The sequence below is a fragment of the Micromonospora luteifusca genome, assembly GCF_016907275.1.
Classification (GTDB): domain Bacteria; phylum Actinomycetota; class Actinomycetes; order Mycobacteriales; family Micromonosporaceae; genus Micromonospora; species Micromonospora luteifusca.
In genome coordinates this window covers 247760-268992 of sequence record NZ_JAFBBP010000001.1, presented here as the reverse complement: position 1 = coordinate 268992, position 21233 = coordinate 247760, and the positions used below count along the sequence as shown (strand labels likewise).

The 21233-nt window shown below is 71.0% G+C and carries 19 protein-coding genes; 6 read left to right on the top strand and 13 right to left on the bottom strand.

What is annotated here, in order from left to right; translation table 11 throughout:
• Positions 1 to 11: 11 nt before the first annotated feature.
• A complete protein-coding gene (locus JOD64_RS01275; RefSeq protein WP_239559328.1) occupies positions 12 to 716 on the bottom strand; it encodes a methyltransferase domain-containing protein in 705 nt (234 codons plus the stop codon).
• A 43-nt stretch (positions 717 to 759) separates the two neighbouring features.
• Here JOD64_RS01275 and JOD64_RS01270 point away from each other — a divergent pair, with 43 nt between their 5' ends.
• Positions 760 to 1152: a MerR family transcriptional regulator gene (locus JOD64_RS01270; RefSeq protein WP_204940471.1), complete on the top strand. Its 393-nt coding sequence runs from the start codon at positions 760 to 762 to the stop codon at positions 1150 to 1152.
• 230 nt (positions 1153 to 1382) lie between these two features.
• On the opposite strand, the gene sthA is transcribed toward JOD64_RS01270, so the two are convergent.
• From sthA to JOD64_RS01250, 4 genes are read right to left on the bottom strand one after another with little or no spacing between them, the layout of a single operon-like run.
• Positions 1383 to 2786, bottom strand: coding sequence for a Si-specific NAD(P)(+) transhydrogenase (gene sthA, locus JOD64_RS01265; RefSeq protein WP_204940470.1), 1404 nt, complete (start codon positions 2784 to 2786; stop codon positions 1383 to 1385).
• Between the two features lie 53 nt (positions 2787 to 2839).
• Positions 2840 to 3145, bottom strand: coding sequence for a hypothetical protein (locus JOD64_RS01260; RefSeq protein WP_204940469.1), 306 nt, complete (start codon positions 3143 to 3145; stop codon positions 2840 to 2842).
• A gap of 43 nt (positions 3146 to 3188) precedes the next feature.
• The gene (locus JOD64_RS01255; protein WP_204940468.1) at positions 3189 to 3827 is read right to left on the bottom strand and encodes a response regulator; all 639 of its coding nucleotides are present in this window, start codon (positions 3825 to 3827) and stop codon (positions 3189 to 3191) included.
• Positions 3824 to 5023 (bottom strand): sensor histidine kinase, encoded by a 1200-nt coding sequence (locus JOD64_RS01250; RefSeq protein WP_204940467.1) that lies wholly within the window; start codon positions 5021 to 5023, stop codon positions 3824 to 3826. Before JOD64_RS01250 ends, JOD64_RS01255 begins: the two co-directional genes overlap by 4 nt.
• Before the next feature lie 146 nt (positions 5024 to 5169).
• Between JOD64_RS01250 and JOD64_RS01245 the strand changes: the two genes are divergently transcribed.
• Positions 5170 to 5928 (top strand): ABC transporter ATP-binding protein, encoded by a 759-nt coding sequence (locus JOD64_RS01245; protein ID WP_204940466.1) that lies wholly within the window; start codon positions 5170 to 5172, stop codon positions 5926 to 5928.
• Positions 5925 to 8459, top strand: a complete 2535-nt coding sequence (locus JOD64_RS01240) for an FtsX-like permease family protein (RefSeq protein WP_204940465.1) — start codon at positions 5925 to 5927, stop codon at positions 8457 to 8459. The genes JOD64_RS01245 and JOD64_RS01240 overlap by 4 nt, the downstream gene beginning before the upstream one ends.
• Before the next feature lie 62 nt (positions 8460 to 8521).
• On the opposite strand, the gene JOD64_RS01235 is transcribed toward JOD64_RS01240, so the two are convergent.
• From JOD64_RS01235 to JOD64_RS01220, 3 genes are all read right to left on the bottom strand, one after another.
• On the bottom strand, positions 8522 to 10135 hold the full coding sequence (locus JOD64_RS01235) for a ricin-type beta-trefoil lectin domain protein (protein ID WP_239559326.1): 1614 nt from the start codon (positions 10133 to 10135) through the stop codon (positions 8522 to 8524).
• Positions 10136 to 10298: 163 nt separating this feature from the next.
• On the bottom strand, positions 10299 to 11132 hold the full coding sequence (locus tag JOD64_RS01225; RefSeq protein ID WP_204940464.1) for a helix-turn-helix transcriptional regulator: 834 nt from the start codon (positions 11130 to 11132) through the stop codon (positions 10299 to 10301).
• A gap of 209 nt (positions 11133 to 11341) precedes the next feature.
• Positions 11342 to 12073 carry an SDR family oxidoreductase gene (locus JOD64_RS01220; RefSeq protein WP_204940463.1) on the bottom strand — a complete coding sequence of 244 codons (732 nt, stop codon included), beginning with the start codon at positions 12071 to 12073 and terminating at the stop codon, positions 11342 to 11344.
• Between the two features lie 137 nt (positions 12074 to 12210).
• Here JOD64_RS01220 and JOD64_RS01215 point away from each other — a divergent pair, with 137 nt between their 5' ends.
• Both JOD64_RS01215 and JOD64_RS01210 read left to right on the top strand, forming a co-directional pair.
• Positions 12211 to 13059 (top strand): LysR family transcriptional regulator, encoded by an 849-nt coding sequence (locus tag JOD64_RS01215; RefSeq protein WP_204940462.1) that lies wholly within the window; start codon positions 12211 to 12213, stop codon positions 13057 to 13059.
• 220 nt (positions 13060 to 13279) lie between these two features.
• Entirely contained in the window at positions 13280 to 14860 is a 1581-nt protein-coding gene (locus JOD64_RS01210; protein ID WP_204940461.1) for a DHA2 family efflux MFS transporter permease subunit, read from the top strand.
• Positions 14861 to 14917: 57 nt separating this feature from the next.
• Here JOD64_RS01210 and JOD64_RS01205 read toward each other — a convergent pair whose 3' ends face one another.
• The 3 genes from JOD64_RS01205 to JOD64_RS01195 all read right to left on the bottom strand — a co-directional run bounded on the left by JOD64_RS01205 (position 14918) and on the right by JOD64_RS01195 (position 17445).
• Positions 14918 to 15379 (bottom strand): DUF5709 domain-containing protein, encoded by a 462-nt coding sequence (locus JOD64_RS01205; RefSeq protein WP_204940460.1) that lies wholly within the window; start codon positions 15377 to 15379, stop codon positions 14918 to 14920.
• 121 nt (positions 15380 to 15500) lie between these two features.
• Entirely contained in the window at positions 15501 to 16385 is an 885-nt protein-coding gene (locus tag JOD64_RS01200; RefSeq protein ID WP_204940459.1) for an alpha/beta fold hydrolase, read from the bottom strand.
• Positions 16386 to 16500: 115 nt separating this feature from the next.
• Positions 16501 to 17445, bottom strand: coding sequence for an RNA polymerase sigma factor (locus JOD64_RS01195; protein WP_204940458.1), 945 nt, complete (start codon positions 17443 to 17445; stop codon positions 16501 to 16503).
• A gap of 258 nt (positions 17446 to 17703) precedes the next feature.
• Here JOD64_RS01195 and JOD64_RS01190 point away from each other — a divergent pair, with 258 nt between their 5' ends.
• Positions 17704 to 18870, top strand: coding sequence for a winged helix DNA-binding domain-containing protein (locus JOD64_RS01190; protein WP_239559315.1), 1167 nt, complete (start codon positions 17704 to 17706; stop codon positions 18868 to 18870).
• Positions 18871 to 18927: 57 nt separating this feature from the next.
• Here the strand turns inward: JOD64_RS01190 and JOD64_RS01185 are convergent, their stop codons facing one another.
• Together JOD64_RS01185 and JOD64_RS01180 are read right to left on the bottom strand one after the other, a co-directional pair.
• Positions 18928 to 19554: a TetR/AcrR family transcriptional regulator gene (locus tag JOD64_RS01185; RefSeq protein ID WP_204940457.1), complete on the bottom strand. Its 627-nt coding sequence runs from the start codon at positions 19552 to 19554 to the stop codon at positions 18928 to 18930.
• 154 nt (positions 19555 to 19708) lie between these two features.
• Positions 19709 to 21202 (bottom strand): MFS transporter, encoded by a 1494-nt coding sequence (locus JOD64_RS01180; protein WP_204940456.1) that lies wholly within the window; start codon positions 21200 to 21202, stop codon positions 19709 to 19711.
• Positions 21203 to 21233 lie beyond the last annotated feature (31 nt).

The window sequence follows — 21233 nt, the reverse complement described above, 5'->3', positions numbered from 1 at the left end:
AGATGTTTCCGTCACGACACGCCACTTTGGGCGGCTACCAGGAACATTGGCACGACCACGAGGATCCGGTTCGTGCGGGCGCGCTCGACCTGCTCGGCGAGCCAGGTCTCGTCGTCGGTGATCCGTTTCAGCAGGTCGAGCGCGGTGTCGTCGATGAACACAGCGGTGTGCACCTCGACGATCGGGTCGGTGAACCCGGCGTCGAGCAGCAGGTTGCGATACCGACGGGCAACGCGCGGCGAAGGGAGCGAGTCCGCCTTCGCGTGGACCAGCCGACGGGTGGCTTCCGGCTCGTCCGAGTCAATGGCGATCATGTCCCAGTCCTGGCCGAGCAGCACGGCCCGGCCGCCCGGTGCGAGCACCCGCCGGGCCTCGGCCACGGCTCGTGCCGGGTCGTCGAGCACGTGCAACACCTTGTCGGCACGGTAGTAGGTGGCAGAACCGTTTTCGAGCGGCAGCTCGACGGCGTCGCCGACCTGGAACTCGCCGGCAGGCCAACGCTCCCGGGCCACAGCGATCATCTCGGGATCGAGGTCGACGCCGACTGCGTGGGCTCCGCGCTCGGCCAGTTCGGCGACAGCGCGGCCACTGCCACAGCCAACGTCGACGACGGTTTGGCCAGCGAGGTCGCCGAGCAACTCGTAGGAGCGGGTGCGCAGGTCGACGGCCGCAGGCTCGCTCTCGATGGCATCGAGAACAGTTAGAAGACTGGACATGCCCGCCATGGTCGGACTTAATGTCGACATGAAGTCAAGCCCGATGACGATCGGCGAAGTGGCCGACCACTTCGGCCTACCAACGCACGTACTGCGGCACTGGGAGTCGGTGGGCCTGCTCTGCCCCGCCCGGGTCGCCGGCGGTCGTCGCCGCTACACCCGCGACGACCTGTTCCGGGTGGCCTCGATCCTGCGCGCGAAGCAGGCCGGCCTGCCGCTGTCGGAGATTCGAGCGTTCCTCGCCGCAGGCGACCCGGCCGCCCGCAAGGACGTGCTGCGCCGCAATCACGGCGCGCTGCAGGCCAGGATGGCGGCGCTGCGGTCAGCGCTCGATCTGCTAGCGGCCGGGCTGAACTGCTCACACCAGGACATCTCGACCTGCCCGAACTACCGTGCCCACCTGGCGGAGCTGGTGGAGGTCGAGGGTAGGCCCTAGACGAGTAAGTGCCTAACCCTGGCCCGGACTGTGAGCGCAGCCGGCAGCCGGCGGTGACCGTCGGTCACCTCCGTCAGAGCGGATGCGGTAGTGAGCGGTATACCTCAAAGTCATATTCATACCTCTGAGGTATACCGCTCAACAGCACATCGACACGGCAGGCAGCCAAAGCGGATGGCGAGCGTCCTTCGCTGCGCCCGCCGCCCCGTCTTGAGTTAGGACGTACTCGGCTAACCGTCGATGCGGGTGATGTTGCGGATCTTGTTGGAGGCGTCCAGGGCGGCCACCTTGTACGCCTCGGCCAGCGTCGGGTAGTTGAACACCGCGTCGACCAGGTAGTCGATCGTGCCGCCGCAACCGATCACCGCCTGCCCAATGTGGACGATCTCGGTGGCGGCGGTGCCGAACACGTGCACCCCGAGCAGTCGACCGTCCTCGGGGGAGACGAGCAACTTCAGCATCCCGTACGAGTCGCCGACGATCTGGCCCCGGGCCAGCTCCCGGTAACGCGCGATGCCGACCTCGAACGGTGTCGAGTTGTCGGTGAGCTGCGCCTCGGTCTGCCCGACGAAGCTGATCTCCGGGATCGTGTAGATGCCGATGGGTTGCAGGCCGTGCATCTCCCGGATCGGTTCGCCGCAGGCATGCTGCGCGGCGAGTCGGCCCTGCTCCATCGAGGTGGACGCGAGCGCGGGGAAGCCGATCACGTCACCGACCGCGTAGATGTTGTCCACCGTCGTGCGGTAGTTGGCGTCCACCTTGATCCGGCCACGTCGGTCCGCCTCCAACCCGGCGGCCTCCAGTGCCAGGTCGTCGGTCTGGCCCTGCCGGCCGGCCGAGTACATCACCGTGTCCGCCACGATCTTCTTGCCGCTCTTGAGGATGCACAGCGCGGCCGTCTGGTGCTTCTCCACGGCGGCGACCTCCTCGCCGAAGCGGAACGCCACGGACAGGTCACGCAGGTGGTATTTGAGAGACTCGATGACCTCGTCGTCGCAGAAGTCGAGCATCCGGTCGCGGCGCTCCACCACGGTCACCTTGGTGCCGAGCGCCGCGAACATCGACGCGTACTCCATGCCGATCACGCCGGCGCCGACCACGACCATGCTGCGGGGTACGGCTTGGAGGTTGATGACGCCGTCGGAGTCCACGATCGTCCGGTCGTCGAAGTCGACACTGTCCGGGCGGGCCGGACGAGTGCCCGCAGCGATGATGATCTTGTCGAAGGTCACCTTCGACTCGCGCCCCGAGCCGCTGTCGACCCAGACCGAGTGCGCGTCCGCGAAGCGCCCGGTGCCGGTGATCATCGCGACCCGGTTGCGGGCCAGTTGATTGCGGATGACGTCGGTCTGCCGCGTGATCACGTGTTGGGTCCGGGCCGCCAGGTCGCTGACCGTGATCTCCTCCTTGACCCGGTAGCTGCTGCCGTAGAGGTCACGCTGGCTGAGCCCGGTCAGATAGAGAACGGCCTCGCGCAGCGTCTTGGAGGGGACGGTGCCGGTGTTGATGCACACCCCACCGATCATGTCGCGGCGGTCCACGATGCCGACCCGCCTGCCGAGTTTGGCGGCGGCTATCGCGGCCTTCTGACCGCTGGGTCCGGAGCCCAGCACCAACAGGTCGTAGTCATACACGACCGTTAGCGTCGCAAGATGTCAGGGCTGGCGCCAGACCCCGGAGTCGAGCGTTATTCGTCTGCCACCGTGCAGAGGCCGCCGTTCAGCGTGATCTCCTCCGGCAGTTGCGTGCCGGTGGCGACGAGCCCCAACGACACGGTGCCGCCCGGCGGGATCACCGCGTTGCGGAACACGAAGCCGTCCGACCACTGCCGCACGACGGATCGGACCGCGCAGCTCGGCGGTGGCGGCAGGGTGGTCACCGTGACCGGTGCGGACAGTGGGGACAGGTGGCCGGCCTCGTCGCGGGCCCGCACCGCGTCAGCCGCAGGGTCGGGTTGGACAGCGAGCTGTTGCCGGCCGCCCCCAGCGCGCACACCGAAAAGGTGCTAAGGCAGGTGCGGCCAGGTCGGTGTCCCGTCAGCCGACGAGGCGGCGTTCCCAGGCCCACGCGGCGATCTCGACCCGGTTGCGGGCCTTGAGCTTCATCTGCACGCTCGCCAGGTGGGTCTTGACGGTGCCGACGGCGATGAAGAGTTGGGCGGCGATCTCGGCGTTGGTCAGGCCCCGGGCGACGAGCTTCACGACGTCGAGTTCCCGTGGTGACAGCCCGGTGTCGCCGCGCGCCGGGGCGGGGGAGCTGAGGTGCTCCAACAGCCGTACGGTGATGGAAGGGCTGATCAGCGCGTCACCGGACACGGCCGCGCGGACCGCCTCCACCAGCAGGGCCGGCCCGGAGTCCTTGAGCAGGAAACCGCAGGCGCCGTTGGAGAGCGCGGTGTGCACGTACTCGTCGAGGTCGAAGGTCGTCACCACGACTACCCGGATCGGGTCGGTGACGCCCGGCCCGGCGAGCAGCCGCAGTGCTTCGAGGCCGTCGAGGCGCGGCATCCGGATGTCCAGCAGCACCACGTCCGGGCGTAGTCGCCGGGCCAACTCGACGGCGACCACCCCGTCGGCGGCCTCGCCGACCACCTCCATGTCCGACTGTGCACCAATGATCATGCCGAAGCCGGTCCGGACCATCGCCTGGTCGTCGGCGATCAACACCCGGATCATCGTCCCACCGCCGTGCGCAGCGGGAACGCCACATCGAGCACCCAGCCGCCGGCGATGCCGGGACCGGCGGTGATCGTGCCACCGAGGGCGCGTACCCGCTCGGTGAGGCCGATCAGGCCGAAGCCGTGCCCCCGGGCCGGCGCGGTGCGCCCGGCCGCGCCGTCGTCGGCCACCCGGACCAGCAACCAGTCCGGGGTACGTCGCACGGCCACGTCCACTGACCGGGCGCCCGGCGCGTGCTGGCGGGTGTTGGTCAGCCCTTCCATCACCACCCGGTACGCCGAGGTCGAGACCTCCACCGGCAGATCGTCCAGGTCGCCGTCGATGTGCAGTCGTGCCGGCGCGCTCGCCGTGCCGTTGAACCCCGTCAACAGCGGCTCCAACTCGGTCACCCCGGCCAGTGGGGCCAGCGGCGCGTCCGGTGGCGTGTTCGGGTTCCGCAGGATCCCGACCATCCGCCGCATCGAGGCCATCGTCTCGGCGCCGGCCCGCTCGATCTGCTCCAGGGCGACGATCACCCGACGCGGATCCTGCTCGGCGACGAACCGGGCACCCTGCGCCTGCACCACGATCCCGGTGACGTGGTGGGCGATGAAATCGTGCAGGTCACGGGCGAACTCGGCACGCTGCTCGGCCCGGACCAGCGCGATCGCCCGCTCCCGGCCGGCGGCGATGATCCGTAGGTAGAGCCCCACTCCGGCGGCGCCGGCCGCGGCGAGCGCCTGGATCAGCCCGAAGATCACGAGCACGTTGTCGGTGCCGGCGCGCAGCGGGAGGGCGCTGACGGCGAGCCCGGCGGCCATCGCCGCCCACGGGGCGAGGCGGGCAGCGCCCCAGCGGGTGACCACGAAGACCACCCCCAGCAGCCCGGCCGACTCGGCGAGCCCCCAACTGCTGCCGAACAGGTTGCTGCCGTTGGCGATGAACACGCCCGCCGAGGTGAGGGCCAGCGAGGCGGCGGCGAGCGCCAGCGCGGCCAACGGCAGCAGGCGGGAACCCAGCCGGTGCACCGGCAGCCAGAGCGGCACCGTCGCCACCGCCAGCCCCATCCGCACCAGCAGGAGCAGGAGATCGGCTGGGCTCATGCTCCCGGACGTGGTGAACCGCAGGTCGAACAGAGCGAGTAGGCCGATGGCCAGCAGCCCGGCGGCCTGGGCCAGGCGTACCCACCAACGGCGAAGATCCAGCGTGCTCATGATGACCCAGCGTAGCCAGGCGCCCAGCGCTGGCAGGTCGGCCGAAAGGTAGACCCCGCGCCGGCGATACCCGGCCCCGGACCGATGCGCGCACCCGCCGGTGACGGCGACGCTTCCCGGGTCACATCGCAGCCACTGGAGGAACAATGACAACCCACGCCCCGCCGGAGACCAGCCACGCCGCGGTCGCCGCGGTCGACCTGGTGAAGGTGTACGGCAGCGGCGAGACCGCGGTCCGTGCCCTGGACGGGGTCTCGGTCGGCTTCGGCCGGGCCGAGTTCACCGCGATCATGGGTTCGTCCGGGTCCGGCAAGTCGACCCTGATGCACTGCCTCGCCGGCCTCGACACGGCCACCTCCGGCCGCGTCCTGCTCGGCGGGACCGAGCTGACGGGCCAGTCGGACCGGACGCTGACCCGGGTACGTCGGGAGCGGATCGGGTTCGTCTTCCAGTCCTTCAACCTGCTGCCGCAGCTCACCGCCGCGCAGAACATCACCCTGCCGTTGGATCTCGCCGGCCGGCAGCCGGACCGGCAGCTCCTCGACCACCTGGTGCGGGTGCTCGGCCTCGGTGACCGCCTCGGCCACCGGCCCAGCGAGCTGTCCGGCGGCCAACAGCAGCGGGTCGCGCTGGCCCGAGCCCTGGTGGCGCGACCGGAGGTGGTCTTCGCCGACGAGCCGACCGGCAACCTCGACTCCCGCTCCGGCGCGGAGGTGCTCACCATCCTGCGCGACTCGGTACGCGACCTCGGCCAGACCGTCGTCATGGTCACCCACGACCCGATCGCCGCCGCGTACGCCGACCGGGTGGTGCTGCTCGCCGACGGACGGGTCGCCGGCGAGATCGACAAGCCGGACCAGGGGTCGGTCACCGACGCGCTTCGTGATCTGGCGGCCCGCGCATGAGGGCGACCGTGCTGCGTACCCAGACCAGCGCCGCGGCCCGGCGGCCCGGCCGGCTGCTCCTGACCGGCCTGGCGATCCTGGTCGCGTCGTTCGTCGTCTTCGGCACCGTGCTGGTGCAGCAGATCACCGAGCGGACCGTGCGGGACAACCTGAGCGGCACCCCGGCCGCCACCGACCTGGTGGTCGGCAACCCCGACCTGCCGCCACCCACCGTGACGGACCTGCAGCACGTCCGCGCCGTGCCCGGTGTGGTCGAGGCGTTGGGCCGGGTGACGGTCGGGATGTCCATCGGCGAGGGGTATCTCAATCTGCAGGCCGATCCGGGCGTCGGCCCGCTGGCGACGGTCCGGATGATCGAGGGCAGCTACCCGGACCAGCCCGGCGAGATCGCGATCACCCCGCGTACCGCCGAGCGGCTCGGGCTCTCGGTCGGCACCACGACCACCGGCACGGGCGGCGAGCTGACCGCGCCCGCCCCGCTCACCGTGACCGGTGTGGTCGAACCGGACGCCGATGCCGGCTACGACGCGTACGCCCCGGACAGCCTCGTGATCGCCTGGGCGCACCTGGCCGCCGTGGAGCGCATCGATCTGCGGGTGGCCTCCGGCGAGTCGGCGGAGACCGTCCACCAACGGGTGACCGCGGTGGTCACCGCCGGGCAGCCGATCCGTTCCGGCGCCGAGGTACGCGACGCCGAGGTCAACGCGGCGGCGGAGCAGGTCGGGAAGCTCTTCATCCTGGTCGGCATCTTCGTCGCCATCGCGGTCGCCGCGGCGGCGCTGGTGGTCACCTCGACCTTCCGCATCGTCTTCGCCCAGCGGATGCGGCAGCTCGCGCTGCTGCGGGCGGTCGGCGCGAGTCGCGGAACCCTGGTGGGGGCGTTGACCGCCGAGGGAGCCCTGACCGGTCTGGTCGCCGGCGTCGTCGGGGTCGCCGGCGCCCTCGCCCTCGGGTACGCCCTGCCGGCGGTCCTGCGCGCGTCCGGCATGGACGTCTCGCCGCCGGGTCTGCCAATCGCGGCGGCGGTGGCGGTGGTGATCGGGGCCGTCGTGATCACCGTGCTGGCGGTGCTGGCACCGGCGCTCTCGGCCGCCCGGGTCTCCCCGCTGGAGGCACTGCGGTCGGCGAGCACCACCTCCGGGCGGCGCGGCGTCGGCGCGTTGCGCCTCGTGTTCGGGCTGCTGCTGGCGGTCGGCGCGGTGTTGGGTGCCGTCGGGACGTGGCAGCAGGTGCCGACACCGGAGCAGGAGTCCTACGACCCGACGACGCCACTGCTCCTGCTGGTCGTGTCCGGGACCCTGGCGTTCTTCGCGCTGGTGGCGCTCGGGCCGTTGCTGGTGCGGCCGGTGCTGGCCGTGGTGGGTTGGCCGCTGCGCCAGCTCGGTCCGCTCGGGCGGATGTCGGTCGGCGGCATCGGCGGGGCGCCGCGTCGGGCGGCCGCGGTCTCCGTCGTGGTGGCGCTCGGCGTGACCCTGATCGCCGGGGTGGTCATCGGGGGAGCGTCGCTGCAGGTCCTCACCGGCCGCGAGCTGGCGCTCTCCGCACCGACGGACTTCGAGGTCACCACCAACGGTGAGCCCCTGCCGGCGGCTGTCGTGACCCGGGCCGAGGAGGCGCGCGGGGCGTTGGCCCGGGTGGTGCCGTACCGGCGGGTCGGCGACGTCACGCTGCTGCGCGGCACCGACCGGCTCGGCGACGCCGAATCCGCGTATTCGACGACCGACCTGGATCTGGCGGCGATGCCGAGCACCAAGGACCTGGACGTGGCCGAGGGCAGCCTGGCCGACCGTGGCCCGGGCCGCATCGTGCTCGGCAGCTGGGTCGCCCGCAACGCCGGGCTGCGGGCCGGCGACACCGCCACCCTCGCCCGGGCGGGGAAGACCGTCGACATCCGCGTGGCCGCGGTCCTGCCCGACTCAGGCCCGCTGCACGCGGGCATCCTCACCGATCCGGCTGACCTGGACCGGCTCGGCGTGCCGACCGCGTACACCGGTCTGCTGGCCGACGCGGCCGGCTCCGGCGAGGACGGTCGCACGGCCGGCGTGCGGGCACTGCGGCAGGCGCTCGGGGGCAGCGAGGGGGTGGGCCTCGTGGTGCTTGCCGACGAGCGCGACCGTAACGACACGTTGGTGAGCAGTCTGGTCTGGATCGCGGTCGGTCTGGTCAGCCTGACCGTGCTGATCGCGGTGGTCGGCGTGGGCTCCACGACCGCGCTCTCGGTGGTGGAGCGCGTACGCGAATCCGGGTTGCTCCGTGCGATCGGCCTGTCCCGAACCGGCCTGCGCACCATGTTGACCGTCGAGTCCGGCCTGTACGGGGTCATCGGTGCGACAGTCGGTCTGCTGCTCGGCATCCCGTACGCCTGGTTGGCGGTCCAGACCCTCGGGATCAACGCACCGCTGACGGTGCCGGTGCTGCCGCTGGTCGGGCTCTTCGTGGCGCTGGTTGTGCTGACCGCGCTGGCCGGGGTGCTGCCGGCGCGGCGGGCGTCGCGGGTCAGCCCGGTGGTGGCCCTGGGGGCCGACGGCTGAGCGGCGTTCCGTTGGATCGCGGGTCGGCGCCGGCGTCTCGGTGCCGACCCGCGATGGCAGGGTCAGTTGGGGTTGTTGGCGTGGGTCAGCGTCTCCCAGGCGACGAAGAGGTTGTTGGTTCCGGCGGGGCGCTGTTGCAGCGTGAGGGTCTGCGTGTTGGTCATGACGTTGCCCAGTCGGGTGCTCATCGCGTTGAAGCCGACCTCGGTGATCGGGCCGAGGCCCCGGGTGAGGCTGCCGCCGCAGAGCCAGGAGGGTGGCGCTTCGCCGAGTTGGTAACGCGAGTGGAAGCCGAGCGCCTGGCGCAGCCGCTCACCGACCTGGGGATACAGGTCCCGTCCCTGGATGCGGGAGGTCTCCGCGACGTGTGAGATGGCGGAGATCCCGTAGCCGGTGTGGACGAAGTCGCGGCAGGTCTCCTGGGCGAGGCCGGCGACGAAGGTGGACTGGCCCTGCCAGTAGCCGATGATCTCCGAGCTGGTGTCGAGACCGCTGCCGGGCACCGTGTAGGGCAGCGCGCCGTCGCTGGGCAGGTAGACGAAGGCGCGGGTCCGGTTGAGGAAGCGGGTGACTGCCGCGTCGTAGGCGGTCCGGTCCTCCAGGAAGACGGCGATGCCGACGGCCGCTTCCATCATGGTCAGTTCCCAGTTGCCGTTGCTGTTCGAGCCGTTGCGCACCATCGGCAGGTAGACGTTGCGCAGCATGGTGGCGAAGCGGTTGGCGTTGGGCCAGCTGGTGTACGTGTACTTGATGATCTCGGCCGCCCGGGGCCAGACCGAGGCGGCCCACCCGGTCTGCAGCGGGGCGTTGCTGCCGGTGTGCGCGGTGATCGTGGCCGACCACGCGTCCATGATCTGGATCGACTTCTGCGCGTACCGGGCATCTCCGGTGTAGTACCAGGCGAGCGCGTCGGTGTACGCGGCGATTGCGTCCTCCCGCTCGTCCGTACATCCGTTGTTGGGGTTGGAGTAGGAGCCGCACTCGACGACCGCGCGGGGCGCCGGGGTGCGCGACAGTGCGGCGTACCGGCTGCTCATCATCTGGTTGTAGGCCGACGCCCACGGCTGCGCGCCGGCCTGCACCCGGCCGCGGACGAAGTCGAGCTGCCCGCCGCTGACCAGCACGCCGGGGTGTGTGAAGCCGCCGGACGGAGGTGGCGTCGTGCCACCGCCGGTGGGCAACGTCCAGGTCTGGTTGGTGGTGCCGGTGCAGCTCCAGATCTGCAGGGGGGTGCCGTCGGCGGAGCTGGGGCCGGTCGCGTCGAGGCACTTGCCGGAGGTCGGGTTGACCAGTTGCCCGGCGCTGGGCGACCACTGCTGCGCGCCGGTGCCGTTGCAGTCGTAGATCTGCACCCGTGCGCCGTTGGCGGTGCTGGCGGCGGCGATGTCGAGGCACTTGCCGAGCGATCTGATCGTGCCGTCGTCGGCCACCGTCCACTGTTGGGCGGCGGAGCCGTTGCACGAGTAGAGCTGGACCTGTGTGCCGTTGGCCGGGTTCGCGGCGGCCACGTCGACGCACTTGCCGCCGTACCCTGTGATGGCGCCCGTCGCGGCCGCCGTGGCGGGCGAGGCGCCAACCAACAGGCTTGCCGGTACGGCGAGCACGGCCACCGCGAGCGCGGCGGTCAGACGGATGCGGGGGCGGCGGGGCGCGGGCCCGGCCAATCGTCGCGCCATGTCGGGGTCCTTCCGAGCGGCGAAGCCAACTGTAAAGCGTGTTAATTGTTACAGGCGTACGCATCGATATCAATGTCTTCGCCGCGCCGCGTGCGGTCACGGGTGCATGCTCGCGCCCTTGACGCACGCATTCCGGCGATGCCGCCTGCGCGGCTGAGCGCGATCAGACGAGCTGGCCACCGATGACGGAGACCAGCCGCAGTTTCTCGTCGCTCTCCGAGCCGGGCACGGCGGTGAAGACCAGCAGCGTCTGGGACTCGTCGGGGTCCACCAGGATCTGACAGTGCAGCTCCAACGCCCCGACCTCGGGGTGCAGGAAGCGCTTCGGCGGGCAGGAGCCGGCCGGCACCGGGTGCTCCCGCCACAGCTGGGCGAACTCCGGGCTCCTGGCCAGCAGATCGTCGACGAGCGCCGCCGCCCGCGACCCTCGACCGTCACGGGTGTACGAGGCGTGCAGGTTCGCCACGAGCAGGCGGCTCCGCGTCTGGTGATCCTCCGCCGGGTGCAGCCGCCGCGCCGCCGGGTCGGTGAACCAGCGGTGGTGTGCACTGCGGGCCAACCCGGTGTGCCGGGTCTCGTCGCCGAGCAGGGCAACGGCCGGCGCGGTCTGCGCCAGGGTCTCGCCGAGGTGGTTGACCACCTGGGCCGGGGTGTCGTGCATCCGGTCGAGGATCCGCATCATCCCCGGGTTTACGTGATCGGCCCGTACCGCCCGGTGCGGGATGGCGTGGCCGGCGAGCTGGAACAGATGGTCCCGTTCGGCCAGGGAGAGCCGCAGGCCACGGGCGAGGGCGGCGACCATCTGCTCGGAGGGGCGCGGCCCCCGCTGTTGCTCCAACCGGCTGTAGTAGTCGGTGGACATCCCGCTCAACGTGGCGACTTCCTCGCGCCGCAGCCCCCCGGTGCGCCGGCGCGGACCCCGGGGCAACCCGACGTCCTCCGGTTGCAGCGCCGCACGGCGGGTGCGCAGGAAGCTGGCGAGTTGGGCGCGGTCCACGGCGTCTCCGTTCAGTGGGTGCCGGAGGTGAAACGGCACGTCGAGTGCAACAGGCGAGCCCAGCCGAGGTGTTCCGCCTTGCGGCCACGGACGTTGCAAGATCGTGCTCGATCCTGGTTAAAGGGGTGTCCGGTGCGTTCGAGGCCACTACATCCACGATCCAGCACGATCCTCACCGAAGCCGACCGTGATGACTACCGACCCGTTGATCACCAGGGCACCACACCGGCGTCCTCGAAGAACCCACCGGTGGGCCCGTCGTCGGGCAGGGTCGCGAGTCGGACCGCGATCGCCGCGCCCTGTTCCGGGGTACGGACGCCGCGAAAGCCGTTGAGGTCGGTCGCGACGAAGCCGGGGCAGGCGACGTTGATCAGGATGTTCGTGTCGCGCAGTTCCTTGGCGTACTGAACGGTGACGGCGTTGAGGAACGTCTTCGATGGCGCGTACGCGACGGCAAGCGGGCCCGTCGCCAACTCGTCGGTGGAGCCGCTCTGCCGGGCGAGGGAGCCGACGCCGCTGGACATGTTCACGATCCGCGGTGACGTCGAGCGGCGCAGCAGGGGCAGCATGGCGTTGGTGACGCGGATGACGCCGATCACGTTGGTCTCCACCGCCGTCCGTACGGCCGCGAGGTTGACCGTGGTCGGCTCCTGCGGCACACCGCCGGTGACGCCGGCGTTGTTGACGAGTACGTCGAGGCCGCCGGCACGTTTCTCGACCAGCCGGGCGGCGGCGGCCACGCTCGTGTCGTCGGTCACGTCCAGCGGCACACCGAACGCGTCGACGCCGGCCGCGCGCAACTTCTCCACTGCGGCTTCTCGGCGCGCGTCGTTCCGGGCACCGACCCCGACGCTCCACCCGAGGGCGCCCAGGCCGGCTGCGATCTCGTACCCGATTCCCTTGTTCGCGCCGGTGACCAGCGCGATTGTCGTTTGACTCATGCATCCGATCCTGTCCGCGCCCCAGCGGGCCGCCAACACCGTTTGAGTGGGCGTCGATACCTCACGGGTATCCATCGAGGCCACGCCGTAGGTGTGCGTCCGGGCGGGACGGGCCGTGCCGTCGGTACCGTTGGCGCATGGAGACGCGTGAGCTGCGGTATTTCGTCGCGGTCGCCGAGGAGTTGCACTTCGGGCACGCTGCGCAGCGGCTCGGGATCGCGCAGCCACCACTGTCGCGGGCGATCGCGCAGTTGGAACGGCGGCTCGGGGTGGCGCTGCTGGAACGCACCAGCCGCACCGTCGCGCTGACCGAGGCCGGCTCGGTGCTACTGGTCGAGGGCCGGGCGGCCCTCGACGCGGTCGAGGCCGCCGAGCGCCGTACCCGCCGCGCCGCCCTTGTCGAAGCCGGACATCCCGGCCTGGTCCTCGTCACGAAGGCTGGAGCGTCCGGCGAGTTGCTGTCGAAGCTGCTCGACGCGTACGCCTCCGAGCCTGGCGCGGTCCCCGTCGAGGTGCTGCTGTGCGGGATCGGCGAGCAGGAGCGAATGTTGCGCGATGGACGGGCGGACGTGGCGCTGCTGCACCGGCCGTTCGACTCGACGGTCGGACTGGACACCGAGGAGCTGCGCACGGAGGGGCAGGTAGTGGTCCTGCCGGCCGGGCACCCCCTCACCGCCCGGGCCCAGGTGCGGATGGCCGACGTCACCGCGCTACCGGGTCTACCGCCGCCCCGCCGTCCCGGTCCCGACGGCACGTACCCGGACGGACCCGGTCCGCAGGTACGGGATACCACGCAGCTGTACCAGCTGATCGCGCTCGGCCGGACGTCGGCGGTCCTGCCCGAGTCGTGCCGGGCCGACCTGCGCCGCGACCTCGCCGCTGTGCCGGTGCTGGACGCGCCAACCGTGACGACGGTGATCGCGTGGCCGCCGCACAGTCGATCCCTGGCCCTCGCCGGGCTGATCCGGACCGCGATCCGCCTCTAGGGTGCTGCTGGCTGATCGCCACCCCGACGACCGGCTGTAATAGGACGGCCGTTCGGATACGGGTCCGGTCGGTCACGAAAACCGGCGGCAGACCGTCACATGTGGCGGTTAGTCTGCCCCCGCGCGTCGTTGCCTCGGCACGTCGCGCCCACCGGCCGGTCGGCGCGGCATCGCCGCCACCGCCCACCTATGGCCGGATCAATCGACTACAGGAGAGTTAGTGACACAGCAATCCGTCGCGACAGCGGACAAACTCGACGCCGCGGTGCTCAAGGTGGCGGGTGTCGTCGTCCTTGGCGCGATCATGTCGATCCTCGACGTGACGGTGGTCAGCGTGGCGCTGCCCAAGTTCCAGAGTGAGTTCGACGCGTCCTACGCCCGCGTCGCGTGGACGATGACCGCCTACACCCTGGCCCTGGCCACCGTGATCCCGCTCAGCGGCTGGGCGGCCGACCGGTTCGGCACCAAACGCCTCTACATGGTGGCGCTGGCCCTGTTCACGATCGGGTCGGGGCTCTGCGCCACGGCCGACACGATCGGCGAGCTGATCGGCTACCGCGTGCTTCAGGGCCTCGGCGGCGGCATGCTCATGCCGCTGGGCATGACCATCATGACCCGCGCGGCCGGCCCGCACCGGATCGGCCGGCTGATGGCCGTGCTCGGCATCCCGATGCTGCTCGGCCCGATCGGCGGCCCGATCCTCGGCGGCTGGCTGATCGACACCGCGAGCTGGCACTGGATCTTCCTGATCAACCTGCCGATCGGTGTCGTCGCGCTGATCTACGCGCAGATGGCGCTGCCGAAGGACGCCCCCGAGCCGTCCGAGTCGTTCGACTTCGTCGGCATGCTGATGCTCTCGCCGGGCCTGGCCCTCTTCCTCTACGGCGTGTCGTCGCTGCCGGAGGCGGGCACCTTCGCCGCGGCCAAGGTGTGGGCTCCGATGCTCGTCGGCGGCGCGCTGCTGGTGGCGTTCGTGCTCTACTCGTTCAAGCCCCGGCACCCGCTGCTCGACCTGCGGCTGTTCCGCAACCGCAGCCTGACCATCGCGTCGTTGACGCTGTTCGTGTTCATCATCGCGTTCATGGGTGCCGGCCTGCTGTTCCCGAGCTACTTCCTCCAGGTGCGCGGCGAGACGACGCTGGCCGCCGGTCTGCTGATGGCCCCGCAGGGCATCGGCGCGATGATCACCATGCCGATCGCCGGGACGTTGGCCGACCGGGTGCCGATCGGGCGGACCGTCCCGTTCGCGCTGGCGCTCATCGTCGTCGGGTTCTTCAGCTTCACCCAGGTCGACCCGCAGACCTCGTACTGGCTGCTCGGCGGGTCGCTCTTCGTGATGGGCCTGGGGATGGGCGGCACGATGATGCCGATCATGACCTCGGCGTTGCGGACGCTGCAGGCTCAGGAGGTGGCGCGCGGCTCCACGCTTGTCAACATCCTCCAGCAGATCGGCGGCTCGGTCGGTGCCGCCGTCATGTCGGTGATCCTCACCAACGAGCTGAACGGCTCCCGGCCGATCCCCGGCCTGGTGGACGAGAGCGGCAAGCCGATCAGCGAGGCCGGGCTGGCCATCGCCTCACAGCAGCGGCCGGAGCTGCTCCAGCAGATGCCGGTGGACCCGTCGATCATCGAACGCGGGCTCGACTTCGCCGCCAAGTCGTTCGCCACCACGTTCTGGGTCGCGTTCGCGCTGGTCCTGCTCACGTTCATTCCGGCTGCCCTGCTGCCGCGCCGACGTCAGCCGGCGCAGCTCGATGACCAGCAGGCGGATCAGGTCAAGGTGCCGGTCGTCATCCACTGAGCGACCCGCCCGCCGCGCTCGACACCCTCAGGAGGAGTCGAGCGCGGCGGCTGGGCGTCAGCGCAACGGGCCGTCGCCGGAGCCGTCCGGATCCTCGACCACGTGGACCGCCGCCTCCTCCGCGCTGGCGGCACCCGCGTCGATCCCGGCGTCCCACGCCACCGACTCGGCTTCGTCATCCTCACGAACGCCCTCGTCGTACGCGACGAGACGGCCCGCGCGTGCCTCGGCCTCGTACCCCCGGCGGGTCAGCTCGTCCTCGTCGTCGCCGTCCTCGGCGTACGGGTCGACGTCGGGCACCTCCTGGGCGAGGTGCTGCGCCAAAGACTCGCCCGCCCGCTCCTCGGCCGGCGTGGTGCCGAACCGGTTCGCCGCCGTCCAGTGGTCCTCGGCGACGATGCCGGTGTCGAGTGGGTCACCGACCCGGCTGTCGTCCAGAGTGTCGGACGCGTCCAGGACTCCGTCATCCTCGGCCACGTTCCACTCGTCGACGGAATCAATCCGCTCGGTCTGGCTCATGGCGGTCTCCTCTTCGTCACAGTGCGGCAAGGGATCAACCCTATGGCTGTCCAACGCTGCCGCACCCCGGGGCCTGCCCGCTGTGACGAACGGACCTCGGGGGCACGGTGCCGGGCGAGAGTCAGCGCTGCAGCAGCTCCACCACGGCCTGGGTGAACTCCGCCGGCTGCTCGATGTGCCCGAAGTGCCCGCTGTGCTCCAGCTGCACCAGCCGCGAGTCCTTGAGGCCCGCGTGCAGTTCCTCGGCGCGGCGTGGGGGGCAGATGAAGTCGTACTTCCCGACGATCACCACGGCGGGCGCGGTGATCTCAGCCAGGCTCTCCCGTACGTCGAAGGGCGTCGGGTCCTGCGCGCCCGCCGGCACCGACCAGATCCGGACGGCGGCCTGAAACGGTGCGAATTCGTCCTGTCGGCCCCAGAAGTCCGCGAAGTAGACCGGAAGGGCGGCGCGCAGGGCGGTGCCCAACGACTCGTCGTCGGTGGCAGCACCGATCTGCCCGAAGGCGGCCGGGATCGCCGCCGCCTCCGGCCGGTCCGGGTGCCGCTGCGGGTACGCGGCGAGCCCGGCCATCGCCTCGGCCCAGAACTCGCCGCCGGTGACGGGCGAGGTGTCGTACAGGGCGAGACCGGCGACCCGCTCCGGGTGTGCGAGCGCGTACCGCTGGATGACGAAACCGCCGTGCGAGTGCCCGAGGAGGTACACCCGAGGTGCGTCGAGGTGCTCGACGACCGCGTCGAGGAACCGGACATACGTGTCGAGACGGTAGTCGTCGGGGTTGTCGAGGCGCCCCGAGGCGCCCGTACCCACCGGCTCGACGTACACCATCGTGAAGTGCTCTTCCAGGTTGGGCGTCCGCAGATACGCCCACTCGATGCCGGGGCCGCCGGAGTGCGCCACGCACACCGGACCGTTGCCGGCGACGTGGTAGACCTGCCGAACGCCGTCGACGAGGAACGTGTGGGCACCCGGTGCGAGGGCACTGACGTCGTGGCTGGTGGAACCCATGAGCTATCTCCCGATCGCAAGACCCGCGCGGCGTGTGCCGACACGGCGACTGGTCAATGACGCGAACCAGATGCGTGGGTCGGGGAGAAAGTTCGCTCGATCCGAAAAGTTTTTCTCAGACCAGGGCGGGCTGGCGGATCGCCCGCGCCGCGACGGGGTGGAAGAGGGTGAGTTGACGCACCCGGCCCTCGCGCAGCACCTGCAACCACAGTGCCGCTGGTGGGCAGTGCTCCGGGTCGTCGGGCGGGCTGATCAGGTCGGTTTCCCAGATCAGCACGTCGCCGCTGGCCACGACGTTGCGCAGCCGCTGGCGTACCCCGGCCGTCAGGTCGCGGTTCATGCCGTTGACAGCCAGATCACGGCCGCCGCGCGGGCCACCCGGCACGACCATCTCGGCATCCGGCCACCAGCTCTCGCGGACCACCCGGTCGAAGTCGCCGCCCATCGCCGTGGCGATCATGTCGCGTCCCTCCCGCCACCGCGAGTCGCTCGACGCGGTGACGTCGGTGTGTGCCGCGCTCGCCGCCGTCCGGAGGCCGCCGGCGAGCGCACGGCGGGCGTGGCTGAGGCGGCTGCGGACGGTGCCGACCGGCACGCCGCACACGGCCGCGATCTGCTCGTACGAGGACGCGTCGCTGAAGTAGCGCAGCAGGGTGACCAGCCGGTCAGGTTCGGACAGCTGCCCGAGTGCGTGCCACACCCAGTCGCGCATCGCGCCCCGGTCCAGTGCCTCCTCGGGGGTTGGCGTGTCGGCGGGGCCAGCGAACCACTCCGGCTCGGCGACCGGGACGGCTCGGGGCCCGCGCAACGTCATCCGACTGTTGTTGCGGACGATGGTTCGCAACCACGGGCCGACGGCGGCCGGGTCGCGGACCTCGCCGATGCGGCGTAACGCCACCACCATCGCGTCCTGCACCGCGTCCTCGGCGTCGGGTCCGTAACCGAGGATGCTCAGTGCGACGGCTCGCATCGAGGCCTCGTGACGGGCCAGCAGCGCACCGAGCGCGGCCGCGTCTCCCGCCTGTGCGAGCACGACCAGCTCCGCGTCACTCTGCGTCACGCGTACGTCCTCCTTGCTCGTCCCGGGGCGTTCCACCTGCGGCGTTTCGGGTGTTTTGCTCGATGTCGCCGCCTCTACCAGCCTACGACGGGTGATCGGGCCGCCGGCCAGGCCAGTACCGCGGGGGTACCCGGGCGCCGGTGACGGCGGGCGGAAAGTGACGTACGTCGGTCGTAGCGTGGGCCGCATGAAGACGTGCGCCCCAGAAGGCCCGTGGTCGCGCGCGACCGGCATCCCCGCCCGCTGCGCGAGCCTGTGATGACCGACGTGAGCTGGGCGCAGGTGTTCGCCCGACGTCTGGCGCGGCACGGGCTCTCCGCCTCGGCGTCGTCCGCCCCGGACGTCGCACCGGACGCCGAACGCCTCGCCGACGTGGTGTCGGCGATGTGCGGCGCCCACGCCCAGGTCGCCTCCGCCGCCGAGTTGTCCGTCGGGCTGCGGGTCCCGGGAGCCACCCGTGCTCTGGTGCGCCGGGCACTGTGGAGTGATCGCACCCTGGTCAAGAGCCGTGGGCCGCGCGGGACCGTGCACCTGCTCACCGCAGCCGACCTGCCGATGTGGGCCGGCGCGCTGACCGCGATGCCCACCCCGTCGTGGGAGCGGAGCAGGGCCCTGTTGACTCCCCAGCAGACCGAGCAGGTCCTCGCGGCCATCGCCGACGCGCTGGCCGAGGCCGAGCTGACGACCGACGAGTTGACCGAGGAGATCGTCGCCCGGACCGGCGCCTGGGCGGGCGAGCGGGTCATGGAGGCGTTCCAGGACAGGTGGCCGCGGTGGATCGCCGCGATGGCCGCTGCCACCCGGAGTGGGGTCATGTGCCACGGCCCGAACCGGGGACGCGCCACCACCTACACCAGCCCGGCCCGCTGGCTGCCCGGGTTCGCGCCGATGGCCGGCCCGGCGGCGCTGGCCGAACTCGTCCGCCGCTACCTGTACGCGTACGGGCCGGCCACCCCGGCCCAGTTCGCCCAGTGGCTCTCGGTGCCCGAGCGGTGGGCGACCGGGGTGTTCAGGTCGTCGGATCTGGCCGAGGTCACCGTGGCCGGCACGCGGGCGTGGGTGGTCGCCGGCGACACCGAATTCCCGGACGACCGGCCGTCCGGGTTGCGACTACTGCCCTACTTCGATGCGTACGCGGTCGGCTGCCACCCGCGCGAGCAGCTCTTTCCCGGTGCCGCCGCCGAGCGTGCGCTGGCGGGCGGGCAGGCCGGCAACTATCCGGTGCTGCTGATCGACGGGACGGTCGCCGGAGTGTGGCACCAGCGTCGTTCCGGGCGCACGATCCGCGTCACGGTCGAGCCGTTGCGGGCGCTCGGCACCGGTTGCCGGCAGGCGTTGGAAGAGGAGGTCGAGCGGGTCGGGGAGATCCTGGAAGGAAAGCCGTCGCTGACGATCGGCACGGTTGCCATCGGCCCGCACGCCTGAGGGCGTCCGCCCGGGCGCGGCTTCTCCGCTCGCCTGGAACCGCCCTGCGCGCAGTGCCTACGCTGGGCGGACCTGCGGTGGCGGCCCCGGCAGAGGGGTGCGCGCAGGGGCGCGCATGCCGTCGAGCAGGATCATGATGACTCGTCGCCACCCGTCGGGCCCCGCGTCGACGCCGAGGCAGTGGTCGGTGTCCAGCGCGGCGCGTGAGCAGAGCAGGACGTCCGGCCAGGTCACGTCGGCACGGAGAGCACCCGCCGCGTGTGCGCGGTCGGTCAGTTGGGTGATGGCCTCCTGCAGCGCGACGGTGCGCTGCGCGAGCTCGGGTGTCGGTGGCCGTTCGCAGGCTGCGGTGACCTCGGCCAGGCCACGGCTGTCCCGGTGGGCGCCGGCCAGCTCCAGCACGAACTCCACCATCCCGTCCCACGGATCGGGGCGCTCCAGACAGGCCCGTGCGGTGTCGCACAATTCGTCGTAGAGGCCGAGCACGGCGTAGTCGAGCAGCGCTTCCTTGGTGCCGAAGCGCCGGTACAGGGTGCCTACTCCCACGCCGGCGGCGGTTGCGATGTCCAGGGCCGAGACGTCGAGCCCGCGGGCGGCGATCGCCTCCCTCGTCGCGATGATCAGCTGGCGTCGGTTGTGTCGCGCGTCCGCACGAACGCCGGACGCCGGGTCCAGATCGGGCATCCGGAAAGCGTAGCACAAGCGGACGCCAGTCGTCCGATTGTTGGCCGTCGGCCCACCGGCTGTGCGCCGATGGATGCGGGTCAGCTCCCGGCCCTCAGGAGAGTCGGGAGCTGACGCGGCGACGATCTCGACGATCGCCCAGCCGACCCGCCGCTCAATGGGCGGGCAGCGGGACGGCGTCCAGGGCGACGTCGTCCACCGCCGGGGTCGGAAGGTGTTCCGGTGCGCCCGCGTTCACCAGGATCGCGGAGACCAGGGCCGCGGCCACGACGAAGATGGTGGCCAGCCAGTACGCGGCCGAGTAGCCGTGCATCAGCGCCTGGTTCTGGACGTGGACGGGCGCTGCCGTACCACCGTGGGTGACCAGGTAGGAGGCGGCGGAACTGGTCGCGACGGTGTTGAGCAACGCGACACCGATCGACCCTCCGACCTGTTGCGACGAGCTGATCATCGCGGAGGCGACACCGACGTCGGTGGGCTCGACACCGTGGGTGGAGATGCTCATCGCGGGCATGAACGCGGTGCCGATGCCGATGCCGACCACCGCCTCGGCGATCGCGATCTCCAGGAAGCTGCTGTCGGCGTCGAGCAGGGCGAGCAGCACGAGTCCGGCCGCGCTGACGAGGTAACCGCCCACCATGATCGGCCGCGGCGCGATCCGGTGCGCTAGCCGGGCGCCGACCTGTGTGGCCCCGAGGGCCTGCAGCACCGCCATCGGCATGAACGCCAGTCCGGCCATGACCGGCGACCATCCCTTGACCTGCTGGAAGTAGTAGCTCAGCAGGAGGAACATCCCGAACATGCTGACAATGGCGAGACCCACCGACAGGTAGGCGGCGGCCCGGTTGCGTTCGCTCAGGACTCGCAGCGGGAGCAGCGGAGCCTTCACCCGCGACTGCACCACGACGAAGGCCGCCAGGAGCAGCACGCCGACGACGAAGGACCCGATGGTCGGACCCGCCAACCAACCGTGGCTCTCCGCGGCGCTGAAGCCGGCGACCAGACCGACGAGACCGAGGCTGGCCAGCACCACACCGGGAATGTCGAGCCGGGAACGGTGTCGCGCACCGTTGTCGTGCACGGTGGAGATGGCGCCCAGGATCCCGATGACCGCGATCGGAACCAGGATGAACATCGCGAAACGCCAGTTCAGGTACTGAGTGAGCAGACCACCGGCGATCAGACCGACGGCGCCACCGGCGATCGAGACCGCGGCGAACACACCGAAGGCCTTCGCCCGTTCCCGGGGCTGCGTGAACGACAGGGAGATCAGCGAGAGCGCGGCCGGCGCGAGCAGGGCCGCGAAGGCTCCCTGCAACGCCCGGGCGATCAGCAGCATCTCCGCGTTGGCCGCCAGGCCGCCGATCGCCGAGGCGATCGCGAAGCCCGCCAGGGCGACCAGGAAGACCCGCTTGCGTCCCACCATGTCGCCGATCCGGCCCCCGACCAGCAGGAGACCACCGAAGGCCAGACCGTACGCGGTGACCACCCACTGACGACTTCCGTCGGTGAAGTGCAGCGCCTGCTGGGCCGAGGGGAGAGCGATGTTCATGACGGCGCCGTCGAGAACGACCATCAGTTGGGCGATGGAGATGAACAACAGGGCTTTCCACCGCTGCGAGTTCGGTGCGGTGTGACGAGTGGGCATCGTGTTCCTTCAGGGGAGGTGGTGGCGGTGG